The organism is Nocardia sp. NPDC051570 (assembly GCF_044454005.1).
Classification (GTDB): Bacteria; Actinomycetota; Actinomycetes; order Mycobacteriales; family Mycobacteriaceae; genus Nocardia.
In genome coordinates this window covers 199,284-215,958 of the sequence record NZ_JBITDI010000013.1, presented here as the reverse complement: position 1 = coordinate 215,958, position 16,675 = coordinate 199,284, and the positions used below count along the sequence as shown (strand labels likewise).

The following is a 16,675-nucleotide window of genomic DNA, read 5'->3' as shown; positions in this document are numbered from 1 at the left end:
TCACGCAGGCGACACAAGAGCAAGCGGCCAGCCCCGAAACAACTCACGCAACCACGCACGATTTGCGGCCGGCCCGCCGTTTCGGGGTCGTCGCGCAGGCGACGCAAGAGCAAGCGGCCAGCCCCGAAACAACTCACGCAACCACGCACAATTTGCGGCCGGCCCGCCGCCTCGAAGTCGTCACGCAGGCGACACAAGAGCAAGCGGCCAGCCCCGAAACAACTCACGCAACCACGCACGATTTGCGGCCGGCCCGCCGTTTCGGGGTCGTCGCGTAGGCGACGAAGGAGCAAGCGACGGCCCCGAAACGGCGGGCCTCAGGGGCCGCAAATCCCGCGACGCCGAAGGCGGCGCCAACAAACACAGGCCGCAAATCCCGCGACGCCGCAGGCGGCGCCGACAATATAGGCTCGCTGACGTGGGAGTACCGACAGCAGTGCCCGTTTCAGCAGAACCGGGGCTGAAACGAGGATGGCCGGAACGCGCCGACCGAGCTCGCCTGCACTACGTGTCCGGCAAGGGTGGAACCGGAAAGTCCACGGTGTCGGCCGCTTTGGCACTCGCACTCGCGGCCGGCGGGCGGCGCGTACTGCTGGTCGAGGTGGAGGGGCGGCAGTCCATCGCCCAGCTGTTCGATCGGCCGCCGCTGCCGCCCACCGAAACCAAGATCGCGACCGCCGACGGCGGCGGCGAGGTGGTGGCGCTGGCGCTCGATATCGAGCACGCTTTCCTGGAATACCTCGATATGTTCTACAACCTGGGCTTCGCCGGGCGGGCCATGCGGCGCATGGGCGCCATCGAATTCGTCACCACGATCGCACCGGGTCTGCGCGATGTCATCCTGACCGGCAAGATCAAGGAATGCGCTGTGCGCGTGGACAAGTCGACGGGTGCGCCGGTCTACGACGAGGTGGTCGTCGACGCGCCGCCGACCGGGCGGATCGCGAGCTTCCTCGATGTCACCAAGGCGATGGCGGAGGTCGCCAAGGGCGGTCCGATCGCCGCACAGGCCGACGGCGTATCCAGTCTGCTGCACTCCGATCAGACGGTGATTCACCTGGTCACCCTGCTCGAGGCGCTGCCGGTGCAGGAAACCGCCGACGCCGTCGCGGATTTGGCCGAAGCCGACTTCCGCGTCGGCACGGTGATCGTGAACCGGGCCGCCGAGGGTTATCTGCCCGCCGCGCTGCGCACCCGCGCCGCGACCGGTGAGCTGGACGCCGACGCGCTACGCACCGGATTACGGGATGCCGGGATCACCCTGTCCGATAGCGACTTCCAGGGCCTGCTCCAGGAGGCGATCGAGCATTCGGCCACCCTGCGAGCCCAGGACGACAGCTCGGCCGAACTGGCCAAGGTGGATATCAGCCGCCTGTATCTGCCCGCGCTGCCCGACGGGATGGATCTGGGCGGGCTCTACGAACTGGCCGAACAGCTGAGCGCGCAGGGAGTCCGCTGATGAGTACCCCTGAACCGGTACTACCCCCTACCGCTACCCCCCTTGACATTTCGCGGATCATCGCCGACCCGACCGCACGGGTCGTGGTCTGCTGCGGCTCGGGCGGCGTGGGCAAGACCACCACTGCCGCGGCCATCGCGCTGCGCGCGGCCGAACAGGGCCGCAAGGTCGTCGTGCTGACCATCGATCCGGCCCGGCGGCTCGCACAGTCGCTCGGCGTGACCGATCTGGGCAATGTCCCGCAGCGGGTGCGACTGGGCCCAGAGGCCAAGGGTGAGCTGTACGCGATGATGCTCAATATGCGGCGCACCTTCGACGAGATGGTGCTCGAGCATACGAGTGCGGACAAGGCCGAGCAGATCTTCGCCAATCCCTTCTATCAGACCGTCGCCTCCTCCTTCGGTGGAACGCAGGAGTACATGGCGATGGAGAAGCTGGGACAGCTGGCGGGGCGGCGCGAATGGGATCTGATCGTCGTCGACACCCCGCCCTCGCGCAACGCGCTGGACTTCCTCGACGCGCCCAAACGCCTCGGAAACTTCCTCAACGGCCGCATGATTCGCGTCATCATGGCTCCCGGCCGGGGCGTGGGCCGGTTCGTGACGGGCGCGATGAGCCTGGCCGTACGGGGGGTCTCCACGATCGTGGGCGGCCAGATGCTCAAGGACGCATCGGTGTTCCTGCAGTCGCTGGAGTCGATGTTCGGCGGCTTCCAGGATCGGGCCGAGCGCACCTTCGCCATGCTGTCGCGGCCGGGCACGCACTTTCTGGTGGTGGCGGCCGCGGAGCCGGATGCGCTGCGCGAGGCGTCGTTCTTCGTCGATCGCCTCTCGACCGACAGCATGCCGCTGGCCGGGCTGGTGCTCAACCGGACCCATCCGGCGCTGTGTTCGCTCTCACCCGAACATGCGCTCGCCGCGGCGGACCGGCTCTCGCCCAACGGCTCCGGAACCGATGCGCCCGCCACCCTGGCCGCGGACGTGCTGCGCATCCATGCCCACCGGGCGAGCACCGCCAAGCGGGAACAGCATCTGCTGCACCGGTTCACGGGCGCGCATCCGCGCGTGCCGATCGTCGCGGTGACCGCACTGCCGTTCGAGGTGTCGGATCTGGACGCCCTGCGCGCCGTCGGCGATCAGCTGGCCGGAGAGCATTAGCCCGAAAAACGGTCCGAGCCCGCATCAGCGGGCTCGGACCGTTCTCCACATGCACACCCCTACATGGCAACCTTCTGGGAACGCTGGGCCCGGAAGAACTCCGCCCAGGACGTCACCTCCGGATGCTGCTTCAGCAGCGCCCGCCGCTGCCGTTCCGTCATCCCACCCCACACACCGAACTCCACCCGATTGTCCAGGGCATCGGCGCCACACTCCATCAACACCGGGCAGTGCCGACAGATGGTCGCCGCCTTGCGCTGAGCGGCGCCGCGGACGAACAGCTGATCGGGATCCACTTCCTTGCATCGGGCCTGGGACACCCAGGCGATTCTCGCTTCGGCCTGCTCCACGTCCAATCGAGCGATGGGGGTAGTCATGTGCATTTGGTGTGCCCCTTTGCAGTCCGAACACCGGGTCAACGGCGCTCCAGAATCGCGTGCAGTGCGCAGTACCCAACCCCACTGCGTCCCGCACCACATTCCACTTTGAGTGTTAGCTCTATCACACTGGGTTCTCAATCTAGGTAAAGGTATGGCGCCTGCGCAAGACCGTCCCTGGAATTTTTGGTACGACCGTCCCTGCAAATTCCTGACAGAACCGGACAGTCGGAAATCAACGGGACGACACGCCCGTTCATGGTGATCGCGACGCGCCGAGAGGCCCCTCGAGCGGTGTCCAGCGACGGCCCACCGCGCGAGATCGAGTCGTGCCTTTAGTCTTGGGTCGTGCCGATCTCACAAACGCTCGCGAGGCTGGCCGGTGCGTGCGTCCTGGCGGCCGTGCTCATCGCCGGGTTGATGTTTCCTCTCGCCGGCGGTTTCGGGTTCGTGTCCAACCGGGCCGCCGATGCCGTCGACAACGTCTCCGCCGAACTGGTCGAGGGCACCGTGCCCGCGGTGTCGACCATGGTGGACACGAACGGGGCGCCCTTCGCCTGGCTCTACGAGCAGCGGCGCTTCGAGGTGCCCAGCGACAAGATCTCCAACGATATGAAGCTGGCGATCGTGTCCATCGAGGACAAACGCTTCGCCGAACACGGCGGCGTGGACTGGCAGGGCACGCTGCGCGCCTTCCTGCGCAACTCCTCGAGCGGCGAAGTGCAGCAGGGCGGTTCGACCATCGATCAGCAGTATGTGAAGAACTTCCAGCTGCTGGTCGTGGCCAAGACCGACGCCGAGCGCCGGGCCGCGATCGAGACCACGCCGGCGCGCAAGCTGCGCGAGATCCGCATGGCGCTGACGCTCGAGAAGGAACTCACCAAGGACGAGATCCTCACCCGCTATCTGAACCTGGTCCCGTTCGGCAACGGCTCCTACGGCATCCAGGACGCCGCCCAGACCTACTTCGGCGTGGACGCCAAGGATCTGAGCGTCCCGCAGGCAGCGATGCTGGCCGGCATGGTGCAGTCCAGCTCCAAGCTGAACCCCTACACCAACCCCAAGGGCGTGCTGGAGCGTCGGAACACCGTGCTGGACACGATGATCCAGAACATCCCCAGCCGCGCCGAGGAGTTCCGCGCCGCCAAGGCGATGCCACTGGGTGTGCTGCCGGAGCCGAAGGGGTTACCGCGCGGCTGTATCGCCGCGGCCGATCGCGGCTTCTTCTGCGACTACGCGCTGCAGTACCTGCAGAACGCCGGCATCAGCAAGGATCAGATCGATAAGGGGGGTTATCTGATCCGCACCAATCTCGATCCGGCGGTGCAGAACTCGATCAAGGCCTCGGTCAACGCGGTGACCAATCCGCGCCTTGACGATATCGCCGAGGTGATGAGCATCGTCGGCACCGGACAGGACACCCATCCACTGGTGGCGATGGCCTCGAGCCGCGATTACGGCCTCGATCAGGGTCAGCATCAGACCGTGCAGCCGCAGCCGTATTCGATGGTCGGCGACGGTGCGGGCTCCATCTTCAAGATCTTCACCACGGCCGCGGCCATGGAGAAGGGCCTGGGCATCAACGCCCAGCTGGACGTGCCGACGTTCTTCACCGCGAAGGGTATGGGTAACAGCGGCACGCCGGGCTGTCCGGCCGAGACCTACTGCGTCAAGAACGTGGGCAACTACAAGTCGCCGATGTCGGTGACCGAGGCGCTGGCCCAATCGCCGAACACCGCATTCGTCAAGCTGATTCAGGACGTCGGGGTCACCCCGGCCGTCGATATGGCGATCCGGCTGGGCATGCGCTCCTACACCCAGCCCGGCACGTCCGGACACGGCAACCAGAGCCTGGCCGACATGGTCAAACAGCAGAATCTGGGCTCGTTCACCCTGGGTCCGTTCCCGATCAATCCGCTGGAGCTGTCCAATGTCGCCGCGACGCTGGCCTCGGGGGGCAAGTGGTGCCCGCCGAATCCGATCAAGGATGTCGTCGACCGCAACGGCAAGGCGGTGCCGCTGACCCAGCAGGCCTGCGAGCAGGTCGTCGAGCCCGGGCTGGCGAACACCCTGGCGAACGCCCTGAGCCACGACGCGGTCGATGGCACCGCATCCGGTTCGGCACGCGCGGCCGGCTGGAACGTGCCGGTGTCGGCGAAGACCGGTACCACCGAAACCCACCGGTCCTCGGCCTTCCTCGGCTTCACGAGTTCGCTCGCGGGTTCGGCCTACATCTACGGCGACTCGCCGACACCGGGCGAGATCTGCTCGTTCCCGCTGCGCAGCTGTGGCGACGGAAATCTGTACGGCGGTAACGAACCGGCCCGCAGCTGGTTCTCCGGCATCAGGCCGGTGCTCGACCACTATCCGCCGACGAGCCTGCCGCCCCTGGACGACAAGTATGTGCGCGGCTCCAACAACTCCCAGATCCCCGATGTCACGGGCATGTCCGAGGCCGAGGCCCGCTCGACCCTCATCGGCGCGGGCTTCCAGGTCACCGTCGTGACGGTGCCCGGTTCGCCGGCCAAGGGCACGGTGCTGGGCACGACGCCCAACGGTTCGGCGATCCCGGGCTCGGTGATCACGGTCAATGTCAGCGACGGGACCCAGCGCGAGGCGCCCGTACCGGGGCCCGCGCCGGCGCTGCCGGGCATGCCGGGATTCCCACCGGCGCCACCGCGGTTGCCGCCCATCCCGATTCCTGTCCCGCGATAGCGCGTTCCCTGTCTTTTCCGGCCCTGGGGGCCGGAAGACAGGGAACAGGTGAGAGCCGAGAGGCCGGAAGACAGGGAACAGGTGAGAGCCGAGAGGCCGGAAGACGGGGAACAAGTGGCGGCCGAGGGGCCGAGCCGCACCCTTTCTCGCGGTTCGCACCCGTTGTGGGCGCCCACAACGGGTGCGAAGCGCGGGAAAGGGTGCGGCTGAGCGGGGGTCCCCGGAGGGAAATGGGAGCGAGCGCTCAGGGGGAAGTGGTGAGCGGGGAAGGGAAGGTCAGAGGCGGGCCTTGACCGCTGCGGAGATTCGGGTGCCGTCGGCGCGGCCGGCGGCCAGGCCGGTAGCGATCTTCATGACCTGGCCCATCTGTTTCATGCCGGGGCGCTCGCCGAGGTCCTCGGCGATCTGGGCGATGGCCGTATCGGCGAGGTCGGCCACCTCGGCGTCGGTCAGCGGGGTGGGCAGGTATTCGTCGATGACCTCCTCTTCGGCGCGCTCGTTAGCGGCCAGTTCGCCGCGCCCGGCCTGTTCGAAGACCACCGCTGCCTCGTTGCGCTTCTTGGCCTCCTTGCTCAGGACGGCCAGCACCTCGGCATCGCTGAGTTCGCGCGCTTGGGGTCCGGAGACCTCGGCGGTCTGGACGGCGGCCAGCAGCATGCGCAGCGTGCCGAGGCGCAGTGCGTCCTTGCTCTTCATCGCGGCGGTGAGATCGGCACGCAGCCTGGCTTTGAGTTCCGACATGGGCCTCACGGTAGCCGCTCGGACCGGGGGCTCCCACCGCATTTGCGCCGCCCCTAGCGTGTCCTTGTGCCGAACAGCACTCGGCGTACGTCACACCGGTCGCCTATCCTGAGCGAATGCCCGAACTCTCGTCTCCCGCACTCCGACGGGCCGCGCTGGGCGCCGCCGGGGCCGCAGCGGCCGGAATCGGCTACGCCTCGCTGATCGAGCGCAATGCCTTCATCCTGCGCGAGACGACCCTGCCGGTGCTACAGCCGGGTTCGTCCAGCCTGCGGGTGCTGCATCTGAGCGATCTGCATATGACCCCGGGTCAGAAGCTGAAACAGGCGTGGGTGCGGGAGCTGGAGCGGCTGGAGCCCGATCTGGTCGTCAACACCGGCGACAATCTGGCGCATCAGCGTGCGGTGCCCGCGGTCGTGCAGGCGTTGTCGGGGCTGTTGTCGCGGCCGGGCCTGTTCGTCTTCGGCAGCAACGACTACTTCGCGCCGGTGCCGAAGAATCCGCTGAAGTACTTCAAGAAGAACCACAAGCGCGTGCACGGCGCCCCGCTGCCCTGGCAGGATCTGCGCGCGGCGTTCACCGAACGCGGCTGGCTGGATCTGACCCATGTGCGCCGCGATCTCGAGGTCGCCGGGATCAAGATCTCGACCGCGGGCGTCGACGATCCGCATCTGCGCCGCGACCGCTACGACACCATCGCCGGCGCGCCGAATCCGTTGGCGGAGTTGAGCATCGGCCTCACCCACTCGCCCGAGCCCCGAGTGCTGGACCGGTTCGCCACCGACGGTTACGACCTGGTGCTGGCCGGGCACACCCACGGCGGTCAACTCTGCCTGCCGGGTTTCGGTGCGCTGGTCACCAACTGCGGCATCGACCGCTCGCGCGTCAAGGGCCCCTCACGCTGGGGCGCGCACACCCAACTGCACGTTTCCGCCGGATTGGGCACCTCACCATGGGCCCCGTACCGGTTCTGCTGCCGTCCGGAGGCTACGCTGCTCACCCTGGTGGCCGCCCCGCCGAAACGCCCGGCCGCCGACACCGGCCATGGGATCTCGGCATCGGAGGCCGTCGCGCGCTAGGGTTTGCGCGCCGGGCTGGAACGTCAGGTAGGGGACGAGGGTGACCAGTGGGTTCGAAGGACGGCCGAACGACCCGTCGGCCGGGGAACAAGCGGCTGCGACGGAGAAGATCCATCGCAGACCGCCCGAGAAGAGCGCGGAGAACTTAGCGCCGACGCAGGCCATTCATCGGGCCGAGTCGCCCGCCGACACGGCCAAGACCGAGATGTTCGCTCGCTCCGAACCGCCCGGCCAGGCCGATCCGTCGCTCCCCCGCCCGGCCTGGCAGGACTGGGCGAGACCGGGTTCGCCCCCGCCCCCGCCCCGGCGGCCGGGATCGCCGCCCGGACCGCCCTCGAGTTCACCTCCGCAGCAACAGGTTCCGCCCCCGAATCGCAACGTTCCGACGCCGGCGGCCCCGCGCGAGTCGACCCCGAATCTGGATCGCGACGCGGCGACCCGCGCACTCCAATCGCTCGCCTCCGCCGCCGGTCGGCCGGGCACACCGCCCGATGACGCCACTCGGCCGATGAGCGGAATCAGTCCGGCCATGCGCAACTTCGATCCCGCTGCGACCCAGGCGATTCCGCACAGCAGGCCATCGAACAACCCTGCGCAGCAGCACTTCCCGTCGAACGGCCCGGGTCGCCCATTACAGCCGGAACGCGCATGGCAGCTCGGCGCCACACCGGAACAGCCTGCGACACAACAGAATTGGCAGTCCAGCACGGCACAGCAGCCGCCCACGACGGGCGGAGCGCAGGCCATCGGCGGATCGGACGAACCCCCATCCGGACGCGGCCGCAAGGGCTGGATCCTCGCGGGCGTCGGCGTGGTGGTCGTGGCCGCCGTCGCCGGTGCGGTCGCGCTGGTCTCCACCCGGCACGGCTCCGACGCCGCGGCGCCGCAGGCCGGGCCCACCCCCTCCATGGTGAGCGCGCTCACCAGCGCCCGCAGCGCCGCGCCCAGCACGACCCCACGGCCCACGACCAAGCCGCCGACCAGCGTGGCCTCGGCATCGCCGCCGCTGATTCCGGGCTATCAGACCGTGCTCGTCCCCGACCGCGGCGCGGCCTACGACATCCCCAAGGATTGGAAGATCGACGCGGTCGCCACCACCACGCTGGGCACGCCGCCCGACACCGTGGAGATCGCCGGACGGGCCACCGACGGGGAGAACTACTGTCCGCGATCGGTGCGCAGCAGCGCCTTCCTGACGCTGTCGCCACAGGCCGATCCGGCCGCGGCCGCCGCCGACGTCGGCATGCGCATGACCAAGGTCGGCTGGCCCACGGCCACCGGCGCCAATTCGGGTAAGGCCGAACAGCTCACCTCGTTGGACGGTCAGCTGCACGGCGCATTCGTCGAGACCTCCGGCGGCGGCACGGCCCCGGCCCCCGGCTGCGCCAAGACCTTCTCGATCTACACGTTCGCGTTCCCCAGCGAGAACGGCAACTTCGTGATGACCATCGCCGCCGACACCGGCGTGCCCAAGGCCGTCGACAAGGAGACGGCGAAGAAGGTGCTCGCCAGCATTCGCCCGCTCCCGGACCGATGACCAGCCGATTTAACTCCTGAGCCGACCCTGCTGTAAGCTACGACAGGCTCAACCACGGGGTGTGGCGCAGCTTGGTAGCGCGCCTCGTTCGGGACGAGGAGGTCGCAGGTTCAAATCCTGTCACCCCGACTCGTGTGTGGAGACACGATGCGGCTCCCAGCCTTTTGGCTGGGAGCCGTTTTTGTTGTCGGGCCCCGGTCGCCCACGCCGATAGCGGTGAGCAATGCGCCCGAATCGCATGAGAAAACATCCCGGAGCGTCGGTTTCTAACGGCCCGGGGTCGGCCGGGTTACTTCCCCTATTACACCGGATGACTATCCCCCTAATTCATCGCTTCCGGGTGGTAGCGCCACCTCGATGCTGTTAGCGTTCGTAACGAAAGCGTCACACCGCAAGGTAATCCGTTGTAACACAACGCATTACGCAATCCCCCGCAAACGGGGGGCAGATGGGCGGGGGAGCGCGTGCCGGGCGTCGATGCCCGGGCCATGGGTGTCATCGGATGTCGTAGGCGCGCGTCGTGATGGAGGACCTGGTGATCGAACTTGGGGTGGAACGAGATTCGGCAGAGTTGCCATCGACCCGGGAGCGAATGCATCGCCTGTTCGAGGCGTCCTGCGACCGCGCACCCGAGGCGATCGCGGTGGACTGCGCGGGAACCGCGCTGACCTATGCCGAATTGGATGCGCGGGCCAATCGCCTCGCGCACCATCTGCGCCACCTCGGCGTGGGTGCCGGAACGCGGGTGGCGATCCTGCTGCCGCGCTCGCTGCACACCTATACCGCCCTGCTCGGCATCGGTAAGGCCGGCGCCACCTTCGTACCCATCGATCCGGGCGCACCACCGGACCGGGTCGCCTACATCGTCTCCGACGCCGCGGTCGAGGCCGTGGTGACCTGCACGGAGCTCGAGCACGCCGTGGCGGATTCGGGTTGTGTCGTGATCCGCATGGACACCGACTCCCTCGCGGACGCATCGCCCGACCGTCCCCAGCCAGCGCCCGAACCGGACGATCCGGTGGCCTACATCATGTACACCTCGGGCTCGAGCGGCCGCCCGAAGGGCGTACTCATCGCACAGTCCAGCATCTGCAACTTCCTCGGCGTGGTCCCCGAGGTCTACGACGTACGCCCCGGCGACCGCGTCTATCAGGGCATGACCATCTCCTTCGACTTCTCCATCGAAGAGATCTGGCCCACCTGGGCACGCGGCGCGACACTCGTTGCGGGACCGACCGATTCACGCCGACTGGGCGGCGAACTGGCCGACTTCCTGGAAATCTCCGGCGTGAACATCCTCTACTGCGTACCCACCCTGCTGGCCACCATCCCCCGCGAACTATCCGCGATCCGCAGCATCCTCGTCGGCGGCGAGGCCTGCCCCGCCCACCTGGTCGAACGCTGGGCCCGCCCCGGCCGCCGCATCCTCAACACCTACGGCCCCACCGAAGCCACCGTCACCGCCACCGTCGCCGAACTACTCCCCAGCCGAACGGTCACGATCGGCCGCCCACTACCCACCTACTCGATCGTCCTGCTCGACGACGATCGCGATCCGGTACCCGACGGCGAAGTAGGCGAGATCTGCATCGGCGGACCCGGTGTCGCCCTCGGCTACGTCGGCCGCCCGGATCTCACCGCGGACCGTTTCCTCGACCACCCCAGCACGCCCGACGGAAAGCTGTACCGCACAGGCGATCTCGGCCGCATCGACGAGAGCGGCGAACTCGAATACCTCGGCCGCGCCGACGCCGAAGTGAAGATCCGCGGACATCGCATCGATCTCGGCGAGATCGAAACGGTGCTCATGGACGACCCCGCCGTCACCGAGGCGGTGGTGGCGACGACACCCGGTGCGGACGGACCCGAACTGGCCGCGTACGTGGTGTGCGCCGAGCCCGCGGACGATCTGCGCGAACGCCTGCACGGCCGCATGCGCGATCGGCTGCCCGGCTATATGGTCACCGCGTATATCGAGGTCATCGACTCCCTTCCGACCATGCCCTCGGGCAAGGTGGATCGCAGGCTGCTCCCGGCGCCGGCCACCCATCGCCTGGTCGGCCCCGGCGCTGTCATCGAACCGGCCGACGCGGCCGAGGAGCGGATCCGCGACGACTGGGCCGCGGCGCTGGGGCTGCCGCCCGAGACCGTCTCCGTCACAGCCGATTTCTTCACCGAACTCGGCGGGCATTCGCTGCTGGCCGCGCGGGTGGTGACGCGACTGCGGGAGAGCGGGACGATGCCGCAGGCCGCGCTGCGGGATCTGTACCGCTTCCCGACCGTGCGCGCGCTCGCGGCGAACACGGCGAGCGCCGCCGCATCGCAGCCCGCTCAGCGCCCGAAACCGTTGCAGCACAGCACATTCGAGGTAGCCCGCGCCGGTGGGGCGCAGATGGCCGCGCTGTATCTGTTGATGCTGGTGATCACCCTGCCGGTGGTCTACGTCTACACCGTCAACGACGGCTACGTCTCGTTCGAGGTGCTCGAGCAGCTGCTGCTGGCCCTGTTGATCGCCTATCTGAACGTGCGCTGGGTGGTGCCTATTCTGTTGGGGCGCATACTCGTCGCGGGTATCCGGCCCGGACGCTACCGACTGTGGGGCATCACCTATCTGCGGATATGGGCGATGCATCTACTGCTCACGATCGGCCCGCTGCCGGTGCTGTCCGGATCTCCCCTGGCCAATGCCTATCTGCGGCTGTTGGGTGCGCGCATCGGGCGCGGCGCGCATATCGCCACCGGCTCGGTCAGCCTGCCGCATCTGCTCGATATCGGGCCCGGGGCGGCCATCGGATACGGAGTCACGTTGTGGCCCTGGCGAGTCGAGGACGGGTGGGTGGTCGTCGCACCGATCACGATCGGTTACGACGCCTTCGTCGGCGCGCACGCGGTCCTCGATCCCGGCTCCATCGTGTCTGCCCGGGCGGCCCTGGGTGAGCAGTCGGCGTTGGGCATGGGCATGACTGTGCCACCCGAAGGGCGCTGGTCCGGATCGCCGGCCGCACCGACCGAACGGCTGTCGGATTCGTCGGAGGCGATCCTCGCCACCGCGCCGACCCGCACGCCGTGGACACTGCCGCAGCTGGCGAGCATCGGCGGAGCCGTGCTGGTCCTGGAGGTCGCCGCGATCGCGATGATCGTGCCCGCCACCGCCTTCGTGTGGTGGGCGCTGCTGCGCTTCGATCTGCTGGTCGGCCTGTTCTCCACCCTGCTGGCCGGACCGATCTTCGTGCTGACGGTCTGCGCCCTGGTGGCCGCGGGCAAATGGCTGGTGCTGCCACAGCTACCCACCGGAATCCATCCGGCCAGGTCCGCACTCGGCGTGCGAAAGTGGGTGGCGGACAAGCTGTTCGAATACAGCCTGGAATTCACCAACTCGCTCTACGCCACCCTGTACACCGTGCCGTGGTTACGGCTGCTCGGCGCGCGCATCGGCCGCGGTTCGGAGGTGTCCACCGCGGCACATCTGGATCCGGATCTGCTCGAACTCGCCGAGGGCACCTTCATCGCCGATATGGCCAGCGTCGGGGCGGCGACCTTCGGCCACGGCTGGATCTCCTTCGCGCCCACCACGATCGGGCGGCGCTCGTTCATCGGCAATGCGGCCGTCGTCTCGGCGGGCGCGACCGTCGGATCGGGCGCGCTGGTCGGAGTCGGGACGCTGCCGCCGCGCACGGGCGTCCCCGACGGCACCTCCTGGCTCGGATCCCCGGCCATGCATCTGCCGGTGCGCCAGGATTCCGGCGACTTTCCGGAGGCGGCCACCTATGCCCCACCGCGGCGGCTGGTCCGCCAGCGGCTGGCCATCGAGTTCTTCCGCGCGACCCTGCCCGCGACCGTGCTGGGCACCGGCTTCTATCTCTATCTGTGGGCGCTGTCGTGGCTCGCGCACGGCCGCGACATCACGGTGCCCGCACTGGTGTCACCGCTGGTCGCCCAGGCCGTCTCGATCGCGATCGTGGGCTATTGCGCCGCGGTGAAGCGCGGGGTGATCGGCCGCTACGGACCGCGGGTGGATCCGCTGTGGGATCCGTTCGTGCGCAAGAGCGAATTCGTCACCGGCCTGTACGAGGCGGCCGCGGTCCCGGGCGGTCTGGCGTTGCTGGTCGGAACGCCGTTCCTGCCGCCGCTGCTGCGCTGGTTCGGCGCGGATATCGGGCGGCGCACGTGGATCGGCACCACCTACTTCACCGAATTCGATCTGGTCGTCATCGGTGACGACGCGGCGGTGGGGCCGGAGGCCTCGCTGCAGACCCATCTGTTCGAGGACCGGGTCATGAAGATGTCGACGGTGACCATCCGGCCGGGCGCCACGGTCGGCATCCGCTCGATCGTGCTCTACGACGCCGTCGTCGGCGATCGGGTGGTCCTCGACTCGCTGTCGCTGCTGATGAAGGGCGAACAGCTCACCGCCGATACCCGCTGGGCCGGCATTCCCGCGCAACTCGCCGTCGTCGGCCCAGGAGTGACGCTATGAGGTTCATGCAATCACGTCTTTCGCGCCCGGTGGCCCTGGTCTACCGTGGCCCGGCCAGCCTGCCCGGCTGCCCGGAGGCCGTCGCGGAACTGCTGGCCGCGAGCGACCGCGGGTTCGATATCCACTTCACCGGACCGCGCGAGCGGGTGCCGCTGTCATCGGACTCCCTCGCCCGCGCGGCGCTGTACGCCCAGCCCGGCGGGGACACCCTCGAGCAGGCCTACCGGCATCTGCGCGATCAGCGCGAGGCGATCCGCGGCTTCGTCGGCGGGGGCGGCCGCTACCTCGGATTCTGCCTCGGCGGCTATCTGGCCGGCGCCACACCGGGATTCGCGCTGCTGCCCGGCGACACCGATCAGTACATCGATACCCGTCGAGCCACCGTGCGCACCGAGGACAACACGGTGGTGGAGGTGCGGTGGCGGGGGCGAAGCCGACAGCTGTTCTTCCAGGACGGACCGCATTTCGACATCGATACCGATACCGGCACAACGGTTCTCGCGACCTATCCCAACAAGGCCATCGCCGCCGCCGTCACCCCGTTCGGCGCCGGTCGGGTCGGGGTGGTCGGCCCGCATCCGGAGGCGACGCCGGATTGGTTCACCGACGCCGGACTGCGGTATCCGCAGGGCGCCGATCCGCATACGGCCTGCGGACGGGACCTCGCCCTGGATCTGGTGGATGCGGTGATGGCCGGATGACCGCCACCCTGGCGCCCGCGCCTCCGATCGAAAAGACCACCACCACAGCCTCTTCCGTCGCACGGCTGATCGGAATCGACGCCGCGCGCGGCGTCGCGCTGATCGGGATGATGGCCGTGCACGTGCTGCCGGACTCCACCGGCGACGGCGATCCGACCTGGAGCTTCACCCTGTTCGCCGGGCGGGCGTCGGCGCTGTTCGCGGTGCTGGCCGGAGTTTCGGTGGCACTGTTGACCGGTCGTCGCAGGGTGCGCCTGGCCGATGCGGCGAGCAATGCCGCGGGCCTGGCCGCCAGGGCGCTCGTCGTCGGCGCGATCGGGTTCGCGCTCGGCTATACCGATCCCCAGCTGGCCACGGTGATCCTGCCGTTCTACGCCCTCCTGTTCGTTGCCGCGATTCCCCTGGTCCTGCTGCCCACCTGGGCGGTCGGCGTCGTGGGGCTGATTGTCCTCACCGGGGCGCCGGTGGCCACCCATCTGCTGCTCGGCCGCCTGCCCGAATCCACCGGGGACAACTACTCGTTCGTGGATCTGTGGTCGCAGCCGTGGCAGCTGTTCACCGAACTCGGTGTGACAGGCGAGTTTCCGGCCCTGGCGTGGCTGGCCTATCTGTGCGCGGGGCTGGTCGTGGGCCGGCTCACGCTCTCGCGGATGCGAACTGTGGTGGGCCTCATCGTTATCGGTGCGGTGATGGCCTATGCCGCGCATGCGGTGTCGATGTATCTGCTGCACGCCCGGCACGGCGTGGATCACATCATGGCCGCGCGCCCCGCGGGCTCGCTGACCCTCGACGAGACCCAGCAAGTGCTGGACTTCGGCGCCGACGGCACGGTGCCCGGCAACACCTGGTGGTGGCTCGCGCTGGACAAGTCACACACCGGAACATCGCTGGATCTGCTCGTCACCATCGGCTCCGCATTCGTGGTGCTCGGCGTGCTGCTCGCGGCCGCGCGGCTGGCCATCCTGGCCCGGTTACTGCGTCCGCTCGCGGCCGCCGGGCGGATGACCCTGACGCTCTACACGCTGCATCTGGCCTTCATCAACAGCGAATTCGATCATTACTCGCGCACAACGAGTTTCATCGCGCAGACGATCGCGGCGCTGCTGATCGGCCTGGCCTGGACCAGCACCGCCGGGCGGGGGCCGCTGGAGTCGCTGGTCACCGCGATCACACGCCGCGCCCGTCGCGCGGTCTCGCGCACCAAGGGCGGATCATGATCCGTCGCCGCACCTTTCTGATCGCGACGGCCGCCGCGGTCACCACCACCGCGGGCGCCGGGATCGTCGCCACCTACGAACTGCACCGCACCCCGGCCCCGCTCGCCCTGGTGTACCGGGGTCCGGCCACCACCCCCGGCTGCCCGGAAGCCGTTGCGGCGCTGCTACGGACGACCTCGACGCGGCTGCGCGTCGAATACGTGGGGCCACACGAGGAACTGGACCTCACCGCCGAAAACCTCTCTCGGGCATTGATTTTCGCCCAACCGGGCGGCGGCGATGTGGACGCCGCCTGGCCGCGCCTGCGCCGGCACGCCGATACGGTTCGCGATTGGGTGCGCGGCGGCGGTGTCTATCTCGGCTTCTGCCTCGGCGGGTACCTCGCGGGCAGGCCCGGCTATCAGCTGCTGGCCGGTGACGCGGAACAGTACATCGCCACCCCGAACGCGGTCGTGACCACCACCGACGATGCGATCATGCCGGTGAACTGGCGCGGACAGCGACGCAGGCTCTACTTCCAGGACGGGCCCACCTTCCGAATCCGTTCCGGCACACCGATTCAACAGCTGGCCACCTATCCCTCCGGTGAACCGGCCGCCATCGTCACCCGCTACGGCCTGGGCCGCGTCGGCCTCACCGGCCCGCATCCCGAGGCCGACGCGAGCTGGTTCCATCCGCCGCGCCTGCCCGCCACCGATGCGATACACCCCGAACTCGGCCACGACCTCATCGAAACCACGCTGACCATCCAATAACCCAGGGAGAAAACATGTTTCGCCGCCTGCGCCGCGTCGTCCTCGCGGTCGCCGTGCTGCTCGCCATCCCCGCCACGGCCGCCGCGTTCGCGGTCTCCGCACACAACGCCTCCACCGCGCATCCGCGTGATCCGGCCTCGGCGGTGTCGGTCCTGCGCGCGGGCACGATCGCCTGTGCGGCGCCGAGCGTCTGGGACGGCGCGGCAAACGGCCGCGGGATCACGGTCGGGCTGTATCACCTGAACACTCCGGGTCCGGTCACGGTCACGATCGTCTACAACTCCGGTGAAACCACCCAGCTCACCCGCACTCTCGCGGCGGGCACCGAGGATCTGCGCTTCACCTTCCGGCGCGTGCGCCCCAGCGAGGTCGACGCCATCTTCGCCCAGTCCACCGCCGACCGTTGCGAGGTCGACTCCCGCGACGACTTCCTGCAGCCGGGGCCGGAACATCAGTGACT

The 16,675-nt window shown here is 68.6% G+C and carries 13 protein-coding genes and 1 tRNA gene; 12 read left to right on the top strand and 2 right to left on the bottom strand.

All coding sequences use genetic code 11. The annotated features are described in order from the left end of the window. From ACIA76_RS30060 to ACIA76_RS30050, 3 genes are all read left to right on the top strand, one after another. The coding region (locus ACIA76_RS30060; protein ID WP_397156520.1) for a hypothetical protein at positions 1–278 on the top strand (278 nt) is incomplete at its 5' end. Between the two features lie 158 nt (positions 279–436). Continuing rightward, complete coding sequence (locus tag ACIA76_RS30055; protein WP_397156517.1) at positions 437–1,459, top strand: ArsA family ATPase; 1,023 nt, start codon at positions 437–439, stop codon at positions 1,457–1,459. Beyond that, entirely contained in the window at positions 1,459–2,616 is a 1,158-nt protein-coding gene (locus tag ACIA76_RS30050) for an ArsA family ATPase (RefSeq protein WP_397156515.1), read from the top strand. The genes ACIA76_RS30055 and ACIA76_RS30050 overlap by 1 nt, the downstream gene beginning before the upstream one ends. Before the next feature lie 59 nt (positions 2,617–2,675). Here ACIA76_RS30050 and ACIA76_RS30045 read toward each other — a convergent pair whose 3' ends face one another. Next, a complete protein-coding gene (locus ACIA76_RS30045) occupies positions 2,676–2,999 on the bottom strand; it encodes a WhiB family transcriptional regulator (protein WP_397156513.1) in 324 nt (107 codons plus the stop codon). Between the two features lie 342 nt (positions 3,000–3,341). On the opposite strand from ACIA76_RS30045, the gene ACIA76_RS30040 reads away from it, so the two are divergent. After that, complete coding sequence (locus ACIA76_RS30040; protein WP_397156510.1) at positions 3,342–5,708, top strand: penicillin-binding protein; 2,367 nt, start codon at positions 3,342–3,344, stop codon at positions 5,706–5,708. A 276-nt stretch (positions 5,709–5,984) separates the two neighbouring features. Here the strand turns inward: ACIA76_RS30040 and ACIA76_RS30035 are convergent, their stop codons facing one another. Then, the gene (locus tag ACIA76_RS30035; protein ID WP_397156508.1) at positions 5,985–6,449 is read right to left on the bottom strand and encodes a GatB/YqeY domain-containing protein; all 465 of its coding nucleotides are present in this window, start codon (positions 6,447–6,449) and stop codon (positions 5,985–5,987) included. A gap of 116 nt (positions 6,450–6,565) precedes the next feature. Between ACIA76_RS30035 and ACIA76_RS30030 the strand changes: the two genes are divergently transcribed. The 8 genes from ACIA76_RS30030 to ACIA76_RS29995 all read left to right on the top strand — a co-directional run bounded on the left by ACIA76_RS30030 (position 6,566) and on the right by ACIA76_RS29995 (position 16,673). Then, positions 6,566–7,528 carry a metallophosphoesterase gene (locus ACIA76_RS30030; RefSeq protein ID WP_397156506.1) on the top strand — a complete coding sequence of 321 codons (963 nt, stop codon included), beginning with the start codon at positions 6,566–6,568 and terminating at the stop codon, positions 7,526–7,528. 40 nt (positions 7,529–7,568) lie between these two features. Further along, the gene (locus tag ACIA76_RS30025; RefSeq protein WP_397156504.1) at positions 7,569–9,065 is read left to right on the top strand and encodes a hypothetical protein; all 1,497 of its coding nucleotides are present in this window, start codon (positions 7,569–7,571) and stop codon (positions 9,063–9,065) included. A gap of 55 nt (positions 9,066–9,120) precedes the next feature. Then, positions 9,121–9,194 (top strand) — tRNA-Pro (locus tag ACIA76_RS30020). 394 nt (positions 9,195–9,588) lie between these two features. Then, entirely contained in the window at positions 9,589–13,542 is a 3,954-nt protein-coding gene (locus tag ACIA76_RS30015) for a Pls/PosA family non-ribosomal peptide synthetase (protein ID WP_397156600.1), read from the top strand. Then, a complete protein-coding gene (locus ACIA76_RS30010; RefSeq protein ID WP_397156501.1) occupies positions 13,539–14,243 on the top strand; it encodes a BPL-N domain-containing protein in 705 nt (234 codons plus the stop codon). Before ACIA76_RS30015 ends, ACIA76_RS30010 begins: the two co-directional genes overlap by 4 nt. Further along, positions 14,240–15,460 carry a heparan-alpha-glucosaminide N-acetyltransferase domain-containing protein gene (locus ACIA76_RS30005; protein WP_397156500.1) on the top strand — a complete coding sequence of 407 codons (1,221 nt, stop codon included), beginning with the start codon at positions 14,240–14,242 and terminating at the stop codon, positions 15,458–15,460. Before ACIA76_RS30010 ends, ACIA76_RS30005 begins: the two co-directional genes overlap by 4 nt. Continuing rightward, positions 15,457–16,215, top strand: a complete 759-nt coding sequence (locus ACIA76_RS30000) for a BPL-N domain-containing protein (protein WP_397156498.1) — start codon at positions 15,457–15,459, stop codon at positions 16,213–16,215. The genes ACIA76_RS30005 and ACIA76_RS30000 overlap by 4 nt, the downstream gene beginning before the upstream one ends. 14 nt (positions 16,216–16,229) lie before the next feature. After that, on the top strand, positions 16,230–16,673 hold the full coding sequence (locus ACIA76_RS29995; protein WP_397156495.1) for a hypothetical protein: 444 nt from the start codon (positions 16,230–16,232) through the stop codon (positions 16,671–16,673). The last annotated feature ends 2 nt before the right edge of the window (positions 16,674–16,675 follow it).

What these genes read in the sequence shown, in the direction of transcription:
- ACIA76_RS30050 (WP_397156515.1), top strand. Translation starts at nt 1,459, where the DNA reads ATGAGTACCCCTGAACCGGTACTACCCCCTACCGCTACCCCCCTTGAC.
- ACIA76_RS30045 (WP_397156513.1), bottom strand. Translation starts at nt 2,999, where the DNA reads ATGCACATGACTACCCCCATCGCTCGATTGGACGTGGAGCAGGCCGAA.
- ACIA76_RS30035 (WP_397156508.1), bottom strand. Translation starts at nt 6,449, where the DNA reads ATGTCGGAACTCAAAGCCAGGCTGCGTGCCGATCTCACCGCCGCGATG.
- ACIA76_RS30030 (WP_397156506.1), top strand. Translation starts at nt 6,566, where the DNA reads ATGCCCGAACTCTCGTCTCCCGCACTCCGACGGGCCGCGCTGGGCGCC.
- ACIA76_RS30015 (WP_397156600.1), top strand. Translation starts at nt 9,589, where the DNA reads ATGGAGGACCTGGTGATCGAACTTGGGGTGGAACGAGATTCGGCAGAG.
- ACIA76_RS30010 (WP_397156501.1), top strand. Translation starts at nt 13,539, where the DNA reads ATGAGGTTCATGCAATCACGTCTTTCGCGCCCGGTGGCCCTGGTCTAC.
- ACIA76_RS30005 (WP_397156500.1), top strand. Translation starts at nt 14,240, where the DNA reads ATGACCGCCACCCTGGCGCCCGCGCCTCCGATCGAAAAGACCACCACC.
- ACIA76_RS30000 (WP_397156498.1), top strand. Translation starts at nt 15,457, where the DNA reads ATGATCCGTCGCCGCACCTTTCTGATCGCGACGGCCGCCGCGGTCACC.
- ACIA76_RS29995 (WP_397156495.1), top strand. Translation starts at nt 16,230, where the DNA reads ATGTTTCGCCGCCTGCGCCGCGTCGTCCTCGCGGTCGCCGTGCTGCTC.